Raw genomic sequence first — 13,844 nt, 5'->3', positions numbered from 1 at the left:
AAACCGTGCGTGCATTTCAACGCGACGACGTATCTGCCGTGTGTCGAATCACCCGGCGGATGAATGCCTGCGTATCCCGGCGCGATCCAGATACACAGTGATACAAAACCGGCCCTCGGTCATTCGCCGCCGAACTGCTGCCGGTACTGATTCGGCGACAGTCCAATACGCTCGCTGAACACTTTGCGCATGTGTCGCGCACTGCCGAAACCGCAGCGCGAGGCCAGCACCTTAAGCGGGACGTCGCAGGATTCCAGAAGCTTGCGGGCGTGATCGATGCGCGCGTTTTGCACGTACTGCATGGGCGTCATGCCGACGTCGCGCTGGAACGCACGGGCGAAATTGCGCGGGCTCATGGCCGCGATTTCGGCCATTCGATCAATGGTGTAGGGCGCCTCGATATGATCCACGACGTGCGCCTGGACCTTGGCGATGGCACCGCCGTCACGGGGTACCGCAGCCAGCAGTGGACCATAAGGGGTTTGACCGCCCTGGCGTTTCATCACCACCAGCAGCACTTTGGCGACTTCCAGCGCGATGTCCTTGCCGTGATCTTCGGCGACCACGGCCAGCGCCATGTCGATACCCGCCGTAATACCGCCTGAGGTGATCAAATTGCGGTCGATGACGTAAATCTGCTCGGTTTCCACCCGCGCCTCGGGAAAACGCTGAGCCAGGCGCTCGACATAGTTCCAGTGGGTGGTACAGCGATAGCCGTCAATCAAACCGGCCTCGCCGAGCAGGAAGATCCCCGTACAGATCGCGCCGAAGCGTCGAGCGCTTTTTGCGGCAGCCGGCAACCAGGCGGTCAATTCCGGGTGGGTGAAGCCGTAAGCGCCCGGGCCACCGGGAACCAGCAGCAGGTCAACGTCAGCGGGACAGTCTTGCAGTCGCAGATCGGCGTGGACCTTGAGACCGCAAGAACTGCGCACCAGCCCGGACCGGTCCGACACCGTGAGGAGACGGTACTGTTTCTCCTTGGGCAACAGGCGATTTGAAATCGAAAAAACGTCCATTGGGCCGGTCACGTCGAGCATCAGCACGTCGTTGAACAGCACCATCACCACGGTTTTATGAACATTAGGGTCTTGCATGCCTCAACCGCCTTCATCGCGACCCCATCGGCGGATGCCAACGGGGTACCAGCTTTTCAAGGCGGCAGTTTAGGCCAATTCAAGGAATTTCCGGTACAGCTGACTCACGGGTCACCGGATCAGATCCCCCCCTGCATCACTCCATTCGCCACCCCGGTCGCTCCTACGCCTTTGGCAGAATCAAAAGCACAGCGGAAATCCAAAACACTTATTTTGCGACTGCTTTTGCTTTTGATTTTCCTGCCTCGACACTTCAGACACCACACATCGCGACTTGGGTGCAGGCTGAACGCAGGTGGCGCGTAGTGGGCCGAGCGGCATGGATGCCGCGAGAGCCGCCCCCGGCCATGGATGGCCGATGGCGGCGGGCCCACGGAGCGTCGCCGGAGAGAAGGAACCCGACGAAGTCGGGCCCAACCGGGTGCTGGACCTTGGTTACTTGGGGTCTTTTCAAGTAACTCGCCGGAGGCGAAACAGGTCTGGCGTTAGCCAGACTCTAGCAGGGCCGCCGCAAGAAACGGATATACACCCCAACCCAACCCAACCCAACCCAACCCAACCCGACCTCCGTGCAGGAAATCAGTGATTCCTGCACCCCGTCGGCAATTGAAACCGAATCATCGCACCCCCCAACTCCGAGCCCTCGGCATACAAATTACCCTTATGCGCCTCCACCACCGAACGGCAAATGGTCAGCCCCATCCCCAGCCCGCTTTCCTTGGTGGTGTGAAACGCCTCGAAAATCCGCTGCCTGTCCTCAACCGGTATCCCCGGACCATTGTCCTCCACCGACACCCGCACACCATCCTGCAGCGTATTGGACGACAGCCGCACAATCGGGCCCGGCGATTCCACGCCGGCCATCGCTTCCATGGCATTGGCAATCAGATTGAACACCAGTTGCTGAACCTGCACAGGATCGGCATTCACAGGCTGATCGGCGCGCAAGTCGATCACCAACGCGACATTGCCCGCCGCCAGCGCGGGCCCGTGAAGCCTCACCGCTTCAAGGATCACGTCATTGACGTTCACACGTTGCGGATTGCAGGGCGACTGCCGGGTCAGTGCACGCAGGGCAGCGACGATATTGGCAGCGCGCTCGCACTCGGCGCGAATATCCCTGAGCCCTTCAATCGCTTCACTCACCACTGGTTTTTCCCGTTGCAGCCAACGCAGGCATGCTGCGGCGTTAGAGGCGATAGCCAAGAGCGGCTGGCAGATTTCGTGGGCGATGGAGGCCGTCAGCTCGCCCATGACCTGCAAGTGAGCGTTGCTGGCAAAGTCGGCTTGCGGATCGTTTGGCGGCGTATGTTGGGTGATGACGCTTTGAGACGCGGGCGTGATGCTCGGCGCCCAGAGTTCAAGCATGGCGAGCCGGTGCGCAGGAGCAGGCGGGAGAAGAGGGCTGATGGTGACGCCGCTGGCCGGGTCGGGCAGCAGACGGTAGGTCGCATCGACGTCGCGCCGCAGCAGCGACATGTCGTAGTGGTGGGACCATGCCGGGTCCGAAGCCTCGTACGTGCCGGACCGGCGCTGAGTAAGACGTTTTTCTGACATGGGGCCTCCGGATTCAAAGCCTGCCGCTTTGTCGCTGCCCGGAGTATACGCAGCCAGACCGGCGCACAACCGCAGAGGGCCTGCTTTGGCAGAATCGGGCACCCGGATGGCCGTCACATTCCGCTCCGCCCTGACGCGGCAGCTCAAACGCTTGCGCAAACCCATCGCGCCCGGAAGCACGGGGCGCGATGAGGCGCGGTAACACGCTCACGCCACGCCGAATCCACGGCCTGTTTCACCGCGTGGTCGTCTCCGCTGAGCCGCGCGTTTTAAGGAGTTCTTTGTGGCAGTGAGCTTGCTCACGAAGGCGTCGGCGAATCCAGCGGATCGGTGGCGTTCATGCCGGCCTCTTCGTGAGCAAGCCCACGGGGCTGTCACTGAGCCTCAAGCGCGTTTCGGGAGCTTCCAGTCCGGGCGGATGAAGTGGCAGGTGTAACCGTTGGGAATGCGCTCGAGATAATCCTGGTGCTCTGGTTCTGCCTCCCAGAACGCGCCAGCCGGCGCCAGCTCAGTGACCACTTTGCCCGGCCAGAGACCCGACGCGTTGACGTCCTCGACGGTGTCCAGCGCGACGCGTTTCTGTTCTTCGCTAAGGTAGAAGATCGCGGAGCGGTAACTCGCGCCGATGTCATTGCCCTGGCGATTGGCCGTGGACGGGTCGTGGATCTGGAAAAAGAATTCCAGGATCTGCCGATAGCTGATCACATTCGGATCGAACACGATTTCGATGGCTTCGGCATGGGTGCCATGGTTGCGGTACGTGGCGTTCTCAACGTCGCCGCCCGAGTAGCCCACGCGCGTGGACAGGACGCCAGGGTAGCGGCGCAGCAGATCCTGCATGCCCCAGAAGCAGCCGCCAGCCAGCAGAGCGGTTTCGGTGTGCGTGGTCATTATTCATCCTTCCTGTTTAAAACAGTGCGTTGATATCGATCTCGCGCCCAGTGTGCTCGCGGGTCGTCGGGCCATGCAAGCACACCCGCTTGATCGTCCTGCCGAATCGCCCGATCAGGCGAGCGACCTCTCAGGCTCCATGTCGGGTGTCACGGTCGGCAAACCGATTCGTTGACTGGAACTGAACGTTCGGTCCCGGACCGATTAACGGCTCTGGACTGGCCGTTTTGGTCAATGCCCACTGTTTTTCAGTGCGCAGGCTGGAATTCTCCACCGTTTAGGCGAGCGTGAGTTGTGCTGCCTCATGGCCGGGTGCCACAATCCGGCCATGTCACCGTGGGTTGGGCAGGCACATCCGATGTACCTCTTTGAGCATCAGCACGAACGCGATGCCCTGATACGGGCGCAGGTGCGAACCGATCGTCTGCACTTATTGTTTCGCCAGACGTTTTTCTCTGTGTTGGGAAGCTTTCTGGCTGCGCTGATGTTGAGCTGGCTGTGTTGGAATCGTGTCGGTCACGAGGTGATTCTGGTCTGGCTGGGCCTGCTGTGTGCGTCGACCTCGCTGCGCATCGTGTTGTTGGTGACGTATTTTCGAAGCCCGGTCGAAACCCGCACGCCGCAACGCTGGGAGCGCCGCTACTGGCTGACACTGGCACTGTCGGCTGCCATCTGGGGTGGTGGCGCGCTGGCACTGATGCATCTGAATGACCTGGTGACGCAGAGTCTGGTGTTGCTGTTTACGGTGGGGATGTCAGTGAGCGCAGTGTCCTGCTATTCCGCTTACCGTTCGATGACCATCGTGTCGATCTCGCTGGTGTTGTTGCCCTGTTCGTTTTGGCTGCTGTTCCAGCCCGCGCCGACGCAGATTGGTATGGCCGCTGCCACACTGGTGTTTGTCTCGTTCGTGATCAGCGCAACCCGCAAACTGTCCGAGGCCATGGAAACGGCGTTTCGTCTGACGCGGGAAATGGAATACGCGCACAGCATCGCCAACCATGCCGCGCAAACCGATGAACTGACCGGGTTGAAGAACCGTCGGGCGTTCTTCAGACAGGCCGAGCAGACCTACGAGCACTGCAAGCGCAACCGGGTGCCGCTGTCGGTATTGATGTTGGACATCGATCATTTCAAACGCATCAACGACTCGTACGGCCATCAGGCGGGCGACAAGGTGCTGCGACAGATCGGCGGCGTCATTTGCGAGTCCATCCGCGATGTCGACCTCTGCGGTCGACTGGGCGGCGAAGAGTTCGCGATACTGCTCACCGACACCTCAATCGACGACGCCGAGGCCACGGCCGAGCAGCTGCGTCAGGCCATCGCGAAGCTGGCATGCGAGCACGTCGAAGGCATCACCGCCAGCATCGGGGTCGCTTCGATGAACGGCGCTGACCGTGACGTGAACATGCTGCTCAACGATGCTGATAAAGCATTGTTCCGGGCCAAGGCGCAGGGTCGGAACCAGACCGCGGTGGCCTGAACCGCCGCCATACCGGTAGGAGACGTCCGAGTGGGTCAGTGGCGTAAATGTCAGAGGACCCACCGCATTCGTCCGAACGCGGCCCGCACCAACCCGGTTCCCACCCATACGGTGTCTGACGCACTTTCCTCCGACGCCACCATACCGGTAGGAGACGTCCGAGGTTACGAGGGCAGCGAACGCGGCCCGCACCAAGCCGGCTCCCACCAGTACGGTGTCTGACGCACTTTGCTCTGACGCTGCGATACCAGCTCTGGCAAGCCCCGTCCGCGGATGAACGGCTGTTTCTAAAGGTCGCATCCTCTGTCACGCCACCGTGACATTCGTCGCAAGTCTTTTCATTCCCTTCGACCTGTGGCGTAGTGTGTTTCGCACGATTACCGACTGGAAGAGGTAGAGAGAGATGACCCTGCAAAATCGCCTGGACAACCTGTACCCAAGGGCCGATGAGATTCCTGAGCAGTTCCGCGCAGGGCCTGCCATCGAGCAGCGTGAGTACCTGGTGGATGGCGAGCTGCGTCAGTGGCAAGGACCGCTGGCACCGGTGCTCAGTCCGGTGTCGTTGAAAACCGACGCGGGCCTTGAGTCCGTGGTGCTGGGCAGCACACCGCTGATGGACGCGGACACCTCGATGACCGCGCTGGACGCTGCCGTCAAAGCCTATGATCGCGGGCAGGGCGCCTGGCCGACGATGCGCGTCGTTGACCGCATCCATCATGTCGAAACCTTCCTCAAGCGCATGCGCGAACAGCGCGATGCCGTGGTCACCCTGCTGATGTGGGAGATCGGCAAGAACCTCAAGGACTCGCAGAAAGAGTTCGACCGCACCTGCGATTACATCGTCGACACCATCAACGCACTGAAGGAGCTGGACCGCCGTTCCAGCCGTTTCGAGCTCGAACAGGACACGCTGGGCCAGATCCGTCGCGTTCCGCTGGGCGTCACCTTGTGCATGGGTCCCTACAACTACCCGTTGAACGAAACCTTCACCACGCTGATTCCCGCGCTGATCATGGGCAACACCGTGGTGTTCAAGCCCGCCAAGTTCGGGGTATTGCTGATCCGTCCGCTGCTCGAAGCCTTCCGCGACAGCTTCCCGGCGGGCGTCATCAACGTGATTTACGGCAGCGGCCGTGAAACCGTGAGCGCGCTGATGGCCAGCGGCAAGATCGACGTGTTTGCGTTCATCGGCACCAACAAGGCCGCCAGCGCCTTGAAGAAGCTGCACCCAAAACCTCACCGTCTGCGCGCAGCCTTGGGTCTGGACGCCAAGAACCCGGGCATCGTCTTACCCGATGTCAACCTGGACAATGCGGTCAGTGAAGCCATCACCGGCTCGCTGTCATTCAACGGCCAGCGCTGCACCGCGCTGAAGATCCTGTTCGTGCATGAGAACGTCGTTGGCAGCTTCCTCGAGAAATTCGAAGAGAAGCTGGCGCAGCTCAAACCGGGCATGCCGTGGGAACCGGGCGTTTCGCTGACACCGCTGCCAGAACCCGGCAAGACCGACTACCTGCAGGGCCTGGTCGACGACGCCGTGAGCAAAGGCGCAAAAGTGGTCAACGAAGGCGGTGGCGAGACCCATCAGCAGTTCTTCTACCCGGCTGTGCTCTACCCGGTGACCCCGGACATGCGCGTTTACCACGAAGAGCAGTTCGGACCGGTGGTGCCCGTGGTGGCGTACCGTGATCTGGAAACGGTCATCGAATACGTGCTCGACTCGGACTTCGGCCAGCAACTGAGTATTTTCGGCAACGACTCCAAGCAGGTCGGACGTCTGGTCGATGCGTTCGCCAATCAGGTCGGCCGGATCAACATCAACGCCCAATGCCAGCGTGGCCCTGACAGCTTCCCGTTCAACGGCCGCAAGAACTCGGCAGAAGGCACCTTGTCGGTCCATGACGCACTGCGTGTGTTCTCGATCCGGACCTTGGTGGCCACCAAGTTCCAGGAGAGTAACAAGGCACTGATCAGCGACATCATTCACAACCGCGAATCAAGCTTCCTGACCACTGATTACATCTTTTGATCGAGAGGTTTGCACCTTGGCGCCGCGCCCCTTAGTGTGCGCGGTAGCCATCTGCCTTGAACCTGCGGATGTCGCTGTACTCCAAGCCATTTCCATCCTGACTGGACGCCACCGCCCTTGGTTGAAGCTACCCCCGAATTAACGCTCTCCAGCGCTGCAACCCAGGCACCTTGCGTGCTGCAGATGCTGCGTGCCGCCACTGCGGCGCAACACAAGGCGCTGGAGGCCCGATTGCCGCTGACGCACCCCGACCTTGATCGGGATGCCTATCAGCGCATTATCCAGGCGTATTACGGTTTTCATGCGCCGCTGCAAGGGCAAATCGAGCGGTTTCATGCCCCGCACCTCGTTCAGCCCGATCGGCAAAAGGTCCCGGCGTTGGTGAAAGACCTGCGTGCACTGGGGCTGAACGACGCTCAGATCGAGGCGTTGCCGTTGTGCGCCGACCTGCCGCCTATTAACGGCGAGGCCGATCTGCTCGGCGTGATGTACGTCATGGAAGGCGCCACGCTGGGTGGGCAAGTCCTGCGCCGCATCATCGCCGAGCGACTGTCGATCGGCGCCGACAGCGGCGGCGAATTCCTTGATGTCTACGGCCGGGACACAGGACGCTTGTGGAAGGCGTTCCTCAAACAGTTGGCAGGCTTCGATCATCCCGACGACAACCAGCAAGTGGTGGATTCGGCCTGCGCCACGTTTGCTTCGTTCGCCTGCTGGCTGGAATGCAAAGGAGTGCTGCGATGACCTCTGAACACGATTTGCAGACGTTGCTGAAGAACTGCGCTGACGAGCCGATCCGGATTCCGGGCGCGATTCAGCCCCATGGCGTGTTGCTGACAGTGGACGAAGCCACGTGGACGGTTCAGCAAGTCAGCGCCAACGCTCAATCGTTGCTGGCCGATGCTCCCGCGCCGCAGTCAGGCCAGCCGCTGTCCGGCTGGCTCGGCAACGAACCCTCCGAGCGCTTGCGGGAACGCTTGCTATCCGAGTCACTGGACGAGATCAACCCCATGTCGCTGCGGATCGGCGACCAGACGGTCGACGGGCTGATCCATCGCCACGACGGCCTGCTGTTCATCGAGCTTGAGCCGGTTCAGGCCGACCCTGCCGCTGTCGGGCGCTCGCTTGATCAACGCCTCACCCGCACGCTGCGACGCCTTCAATCGGCGAAAACCCTGTCGGCACTCTACGAGATCAGCGTCACCGAGATTCGTGCGCTGACCGGCTACGACCGCGTGCTGATCTACCGTTTTCAGGAGGCGGGCCACGGTCAGGTCATCGCCGAGTCCGCCACCTCTGAACTGGACGCCTATCAAGGCCTGTTTTTCCCTGCCAGCGACATTCCCGAGCAGGCGCGCGAACTGTATCGCCTGAACTGGCTGCGGATCATTCCCGATGCCGCTTACGTCCCTGTGCCCATGGTGCCAGCGCTGCGGCCAGACACGGGCCAGCCGCTGGACATGGCGTACGCAGTGTTGCGCAGCGTGTCGCCAATCCATTGTCAGTACATGCAGAACATGGACGTGCGTTCGTCCATGAGCATTTCGCTGCTCAAGGATGATCGGCTGTGGGGCCTGATCAGCTGCGGCAATCGCCAGCCGTTGCGAGTGCCGCCTGCCTTGCGGGTGGCCTGCGAGACCATCGGCCAAGTGCTCTCGATGCAGATCAGCGCGCTCGAAGAACTGAACGCACAGCGCCAGCGTCAGGCGAAGGGCGGTCTGCTCAACCTGCTCGCCAACGCGATGGCCGAAGCGGACGGGGATGTGTATCACGGCTTGATCGAGCAAGCTGAAGACGTCCTGGCCCTCGTCGACGCCGGTGGCCTGGCGGTCGTCATCGAGGATCAGGTGCATCTGTTTGGTCAATGCCCATCGGCTGAACAAGTGAAGGCACTGCAAACCTGGGTGCAGGCGTCGGACAGCGTTGTGACCACGGACAGTCTGGGTGCGCTTTATGAGCCTGCCCGGGCGTACTCGCGGGTTGCCAGCGGTCTGCTGGCGTTCAGTTTGCCAAAGCCGGTGGACAACGCGGTTTTGTGGTTTCGCCCCGAGCAGAAGGAAAGCGTGCAGTGGAGCGGCAACCCGGACATGTCGAAGGTCGTGGTAGGCAACCGCTTGCAGCCGCGTGAATCGTTTGAAGTCTGGAAGCAACAGGTCGATGGCACAGCCCGGCAGTGGGATGTCGGCGACGTTTATGCGGTGTCCGACTTGCGGCGGTCTGCACTGGAATCGGATTTGTCGCGGCAGGTATTGCGCGAGAAAGACGCCGTGCGCGCCCGGGACGAACTGGTGGCGGTGGTGTCCCACGATTTGCGCAGTCCGTTGACGGCGATTGTCATGCAGTGCGGGATGATGCAGCGGTTGATCGCTGCCGATGTGAGCCCGGCGTCCAAACGCTTGAACTCGGCAATCGATACGTTGCAGCGAGCCACGGCGCGCATGACCAACCTGCTGGAGGACCTGCTCGACACCGCGAAGATCGAGGCTGGCCGTTATTCCATCGCTCCGCAGGCAGTGGAGATCAGCCAGCTCTTCGAGGACGCCTGGTCGCTGCTGACGCCGCTGGCGCTGAACAAGTTCATCGACTTGACGTTCTCAGGCGAGCCTGAGCTAAAGGTCATGGCCGACCCTGAGCGGATGTTTCAGGTGCTGTCCAATCTGGTGGGGAACGCCATCAAGTTCACCCCAAAGGAAGGATTGATCAGCGTGACGGCGACCCTGGAGGGCGATTTCGTCGCCGTGAGCATCGTCGACTCCGGTGCTGGCATTGCCCCGGATCAACTGCCTCATGTCTTCGAGCGTTACTGGCGCATACGGGAAGGCAATCCGAGCGGCACCGGCTTGGGGCTGTACATCTCGCAGGGGATCGTCAAAGCCCATGGCGGTGAGTTGACCGCGTCCAGTGCGTTGGGCGTGGGCAGCGTGTTCCGTTTTACCGTGCCGGTGGCAAAACCTTCGTGAACATCGATACGCGGATCAAATTCCGACACTTGGTGTGTTTCCTTGAAGTGGCGCGCCAAGGCAGCCTGGCCAAAGCCTCGGACAAACTGGCGATCAGTCAGCCGGCATTGTCCAAAACCCTGAAGGAGCTGGAAGGCCTGCTCAACGCCAGCCTGTTCGTGCGCAGCAAGCGCGGGGCGGCACTCACCGAGTCGGGCGTGGCCTTCATGCGGTACGCCGGGCCCTGCGTCCAGGCGTTGCGCGAAGGGGTGAACAGTCTGCGTTCGGGGGAGCATGCGCCGGTGGCGGTGCGACTCGGGGTGTTGTCGACCGTGGAGAGCCTGCTGGTGCCCGAGGTCATCTGTCGCTTACATGCCAGACACCCGGCATTGGTGGTCAGCGTCGCGACAGGTCCGAGCGCGTATCTGCTGTCGCAGTTGCGCTTGGGCGAACTGGATCTGGTGGTGGGGCGCATGACCGACAGCCCACAGATCCTCGGCTTGAGTTTCGAGCACCTGTACAGCGAATCGATGACGTGGGTGGTGCGCGAGGGGCATCCGTTGCTGACCACAGGCGAGGGTTCGCTGACGCTTGAAGACTTCCCGGTCGTGTTGCCGCTGGCGGGGACCACCATCCGCCAGTTTGCCGACAGCCTGTTTGTCCAGCACGGTATCGATCCTCCACGCCAGCGGCTTGAAACGCTGTCCCTGACCCTCAGCCGCCGCTACGTGCAATGCAGTGATGCGGTCTGGATCGCGCCATACGATGCGGTGCGCCAGGATCTGCAAGCGGGTGAATTGGTCGAGCTCGAGCTCGGAATTCGCGAGCCGGGCGGCTCGGTGGGCCTGTGCAGTAACCCGGCGTTACCGCTGTCGATTCCCGCGCAGTGGTGTGTCGAGACGTTGCGGGAAGTCGGGCAGGCCTATCGCGAAGGGACCTATCCATAACCTTTTGGTTATGGATGTCGGCGTTATTTTCAGTGTTGCCGAGGTCGATGGCGCGGGACACTGCGTCATCGCCTGCATGGCCGCACCGTTTACCGGTGGGCACGAGCAGGCGCAGACCTCCAATAACTAGAAACAGGAGACTGGCATGTCCGACGCACTCGACAGCCGCTTCGCCATCCGCGACCGTAATTGGCACCCGAAAGCCCTGACCCCTGATTACAAGACCTCGATCCTGCGTTCGCCACGCCAGGCTCTGGTCAGTATTCCGCAATCGATTTCCGAAACCAGCGGCCCCGATTTCTCCCACCTGCAATTCGGCCGTCATGACGCGGACCTGTTGTTGAATTTCAACAACGGTGGTTTACCGATCGGTGAACGCATCATCGTGGCTGGCCGGGTCGTCGATCAGTACGGCAAGCCAGTGCCTCACACGCTGGTGGAAATGTGGCAAGCCAATGCCGGCGGCCGTTATCGGCACAAAAAAGACGCGTATCTGGCGCCGCTGGACCCCAATTTCGGTGGCGTAGGTCGCTGCCTGACCGACCGCGAGGGCAACTACAGCTTTCGCACCGTGAAGCCCGGCCCGTACCCATGGCGTAACGGCCCGAACGATTGGCGCCCCGCGCACATCCATGTGTCCGTCAGCGGTCCATCGATCTCGACCCGGCTGATTACGCAACTGTATTTCGAAGGCGACCCGCTGATCGGGATGTGTCCGATCGTCAAGTCCATCGCCAATGCGGACGCGGTGCAGAGCCTGATTGCCAAACTCGACATGAGCATGGCCAATCCGATGGATTGCCTGGCCTACCGCTTTGATATCGTCCTGCGCGGTCAGCGCAAGACACACTTCGAAAACGTCTGAGGAGGGTTGCCCATGCCCGTTCAAATATTGCCGGAAACCCCATCACAGACTGCAGGGCCCTACGTGCACATCGGTCTGGCACTCGAAGCCGCAGGCAACCCGGCACGGGAACAGGAAATCTGGAACGAAATGGCCCGTCCGGGCGCGACCGGCGAGCACATTGTGTTGCTGGGGCACGTCTACGACGGCAATGGCCACCTGATTCGGGACTCGTTTCTGGAACTGTGGCAGGCCGATGCCGAGGGGCGTTACCACAGCGATTACGACCTGAGCAAAACGTTCAACAGCTTTGGCCGCACAGCCACCACCGATGAGGGTGAATGGCAGGTCAAGACCGTTAAACCTGGCGTTGTCCTGAACGCTGCAGGCGTACCGATGGCGCCCCACGTCAACGTTTCCCTGTTCGCCAGGGGCATCAACATCCATCTGCAGACGCGTCTGTACTTTGATGACGAAGCCCCGAGTAACGCAGCGGATCCGGTGCTCAATCTGATCGAGCAACCGCAGCGGCGCCAGACATTGATCGCCAAACGGTGCAGCGTCGACGGCCAGTTAGCCTATCGTTTTGACATCCGCGTACAGGGCGAAGACGAAACCGTGTTCTTCGATTTCTGATCGCGGTGACATCAGCGGTATGGACGATCCGTCAGGAGCAGTACGTTGAACAGACCCGGCAATCAACTTTTCGACCACTATTTCACTCAAGAGGGCATGCGGGAGGTGTTCTCTGACCGAGGACGCGTGCAGGGCATGCTGGATTTCGAAGCCGCCTTGGCGCGTGCCGAGGCTTCCATCGGCGCGATCCCGGCCGAGGTGGTGAACGACATCGTCGCGGCATGCGACGCGTCGCTTTACGACTTCGATGCGCTGGCGGTTGCCATTGGCAATGCCGGCAATTCGGCGATCCCCTTGGTCAAGGCCCTCGGTCGACAGATCGCCTCGCGCAACGAGAAAGCCGAGCGATACGTCCATATGGGCGCGACCAGCCAGGACGCCATGGACAGTGGGCTGGTGGTGCAACTGCGCAGCGCGATCACCCTGTTGGACAGGGACCTGGAGCATCTGGCCGATGCGCTGGCGCAGCAGGCTCAGCGGCATGCCGGTGTGCCCATGCCGGGCCGCACCTGGTTGCAGCAGGCGACTCCGATTACCCTCGGCGCGAAAATCGCCGGGTGGCTGGGCGCAATCACTCGGCATCGGCAACGGCTCAGGGAACTCAAGCCTCGTCTGCTGTGCCTGCAGTTCGGTGGCGCGTCGGGCAGCCTGGCGGCGCTGGGTGAAATGGCGTTTCCGATTGCCGAAGCGCTGGCGCGGGAGTTGAAACTGAACCTGCCGGACCAGCCGTGGCACACCCAGCGCGACCGACTGGTGGAGTTCGCCAGTTGGCTGGGCCTGGTGGCCGGAGGGCTGGGCAAGATCGGTCGAGACATCAGCTTGATGATGCAGACTGAAGCCGGTGAGGTGTTCGAGCCCGCAGCGGCGGGCAAGGGCGGTTCATCGACCATGCCGCACAAGCGCAATCCGGTCGGGGCCGCCGTGATGATCGGCGCCGCCACCCGGGCGCCGGGTCTGGTCGCCACCATGTTCAGCGCCATGCCACAGGAGCACGAACGCAGCCTGGGCTTGTGGCATGCGGAATGGGAAACCCTGCCGGAGCTGTGCTGCCTGGTGTCGGGGTCGTTGCAGCAGGCACTGGCGGTGATTCCCGGCCTTGAAGTCGACGCCGGGCGCATGCGCCAGAACCTGAACCTGACCCACGGGCTGGTGCTGGCCGAAGCGGTGAGCATTGCGCTCGCACAGCGGATCGGTCGCGACGCAGCCCACCATCTGATCGAGCACTGCTGCCGCCGCGCTGTCGAGCAGGGCAGGCACCTGCGGGCAGTCTTGGGCGACGAACCTGAGGTCACAGCGCAGCTGTCGGCACAGGCACTGGACAATCTGATGAATCCCGCGCAATCCCTGGGGCAATCGAAGCGCTGGGTCAAACGCGCGGTGGCTGAGCATCAGGCCTTCAATCTTCGTTAAATCCGACGAGAGCA

Annotated in this window: 11 protein-coding genes; 8 read left to right on the top strand and 3 right to left on the bottom strand. The window is 61.6% G+C overall.

Features of this window, described 5'->3' with window-relative positions; genetic code table 11:
• Positions 1-119: 119 nt before the first annotated feature.
• The 3 genes from BLS87_RS06615 to msrA form a co-directional block, all read right to left on the bottom strand.
• On the bottom strand, positions 120-1,094 hold the full coding sequence (locus BLS87_RS06615) for a GlxA family transcriptional regulator (RefSeq protein WP_074751246.1): 975 nt from the start codon (positions 1,092-1,094) through the stop codon (positions 120-122).
• A gap of 579 nt (positions 1,095-1,673) precedes the next feature.
• Positions 1,674-2,651 (bottom strand): sensor histidine kinase, encoded by a 978-nt coding sequence (locus BLS87_RS06610; protein ID WP_074751243.1) that lies wholly within the window; start codon positions 2,649-2,651, stop codon positions 1,674-1,676.
• 384 nt (positions 2,652-3,035) lie between these two features.
• A complete protein-coding gene (gene msrA / locus BLS87_RS06605) occupies positions 3,036-3,542 on the bottom strand; it encodes a peptide-methionine (S)-S-oxide reductase MsrA (protein WP_074751242.1) in 507 nt (168 codons plus the stop codon).
• A 328-nt stretch (positions 3,543-3,870) separates the two neighbouring features.
• On the opposite strand from msrA, the gene BLS87_RS06600 reads away from it, so the two are divergent.
• The 8 genes from BLS87_RS06600 (at position 3,871) to BLS87_RS06565 (ending at position 13,830) form a co-directional block, all read left to right on the top strand.
• Positions 3,871-5,025 (top strand): GGDEF domain-containing protein, encoded by a 1,155-nt coding sequence (locus BLS87_RS06600; protein ID WP_074751417.1) that lies wholly within the window; start codon positions 3,871-3,873, stop codon positions 5,023-5,025.
• A 403-nt stretch (positions 5,026-5,428) separates the two neighbouring features.
• Positions 5,429-7,054 carry an NADP-dependent glyceraldehyde-3-phosphate dehydrogenase gene (locus tag BLS87_RS06595; RefSeq protein ID WP_074751240.1) on the top strand — a complete coding sequence of 542 codons (1,626 nt, stop codon included), beginning with the start codon at positions 5,429-5,431 and terminating at the stop codon, positions 7,052-7,054.
• 183 nt (positions 7,055-7,237) lie between these two features.
• Entirely contained in the window at positions 7,238-7,798 is a 561-nt protein-coding gene (locus BLS87_RS06590; protein WP_074751415.1) for a biliverdin-producing heme oxygenase, read from the top strand.
• On the top strand, positions 7,795-10,014 hold the full coding sequence (locus tag BLS87_RS06585) for an ATP-binding protein (RefSeq protein WP_074751238.1): 2,220 nt from the start codon (positions 7,795-7,797) through the stop codon (positions 10,012-10,014). Before BLS87_RS06590 ends, BLS87_RS06585 begins: the two co-directional genes overlap by 4 nt.
• The gene (gene pcaQ, locus BLS87_RS06580; RefSeq protein ID WP_074751236.1) at positions 10,011-10,940 is read left to right on the top strand and encodes a pca operon transcription factor PcaQ; all 930 of its coding nucleotides are present in this window, start codon (positions 10,011-10,013) and stop codon (positions 10,938-10,940) included. The genes BLS87_RS06585 and pcaQ overlap by 4 nt, the downstream gene beginning before the upstream one ends.
• Before the next feature lie 145 nt (positions 10,941-11,085).
• On the top strand, positions 11,086-11,805 hold the full coding sequence (gene pcaH, locus BLS87_RS06575; protein WP_074751234.1) for a protocatechuate 3,4-dioxygenase subunit beta: 720 nt from the start codon (positions 11,086-11,088) through the stop codon (positions 11,803-11,805).
• A 12-nt stretch (positions 11,806-11,817) separates the two neighbouring features.
• On the top strand, positions 11,818-12,420 hold the full coding sequence (pcaG, locus tag BLS87_RS06570) for a protocatechuate 3,4-dioxygenase subunit alpha (protein WP_074751232.1): 603 nt from the start codon (positions 11,818-11,820) through the stop codon (positions 12,418-12,420).
• Positions 12,421-12,465: 45 nt separating this feature from the next.
• Positions 12,466-13,830 (top strand): 3-carboxy-cis,cis-muconate cycloisomerase, encoded by a 1,365-nt coding sequence (locus tag BLS87_RS06565; RefSeq protein WP_074751230.1) that lies wholly within the window; start codon positions 12,466-12,468, stop codon positions 13,828-13,830.
• The last annotated feature ends 14 nt before the right edge of the window (positions 13,831-13,844 follow it).

The sequence above is a fragment of the Pseudomonas abietaniphila genome, assembly GCF_900100795.1.
GTDB lineage: Bacteria > Pseudomonadota > Gammaproteobacteria > Pseudomonadales > Pseudomonadaceae > Aquipseudomonas > Aquipseudomonas abietaniphila.
This window is presented reverse-complemented; position numbering and strand designations above follow the sequence as displayed.

Coding starts and splice junctions, on each gene's coding strand:
- pcaG (WP_074751232.1), top strand. CDS start 11,818: ATGCCCGTTCAAATATTGCCGGAAACCCCATCACAGACTGCAGGGCCC.
- BLS87_RS06595 (WP_074751240.1), top strand. CDS start 5,429: ATGACCCTGCAAAATCGCCTGGACAACCTGTACCCAAGGGCCGATGAG.
- msrA (WP_074751242.1), bottom strand. CDS start 3,542: ATGACCACGCACACCGAAACCGCTCTGCTGGCTGGCGGCTGCTTCTGG.
- BLS87_RS06590 (WP_074751415.1), top strand. CDS start 7,238: ATGCTGCGTGCCGCCACTGCGGCGCAACACAAGGCGCTGGAGGCCCGA.
- BLS87_RS06600 (WP_074751417.1), top strand. CDS start 3,871: ATGTCACCGTGGGTTGGGCAGGCACATCCGATGTACCTCTTTGAGCAT.
- BLS87_RS06615 (WP_074751246.1), bottom strand. CDS start 1,094: ATGCAAGACCCTAATGTTCATAAAACCGTGGTGATGGTGCTGTTCAAC.
- BLS87_RS06585 (WP_074751238.1), top strand. CDS start 7,795: ATGACCTCTGAACACGATTTGCAGACGTTGCTGAAGAACTGCGCTGAC.
- pcaH (WP_074751234.1), top strand. CDS start 11,086: ATGTCCGACGCACTCGACAGCCGCTTCGCCATCCGCGACCGTAATTGG.
- BLS87_RS06610 (WP_074751243.1), bottom strand. CDS start 2,651: ATGTCAGAAAAACGTCTTACTCAGCGCCGGTCCGGCACGTACGAGGCT.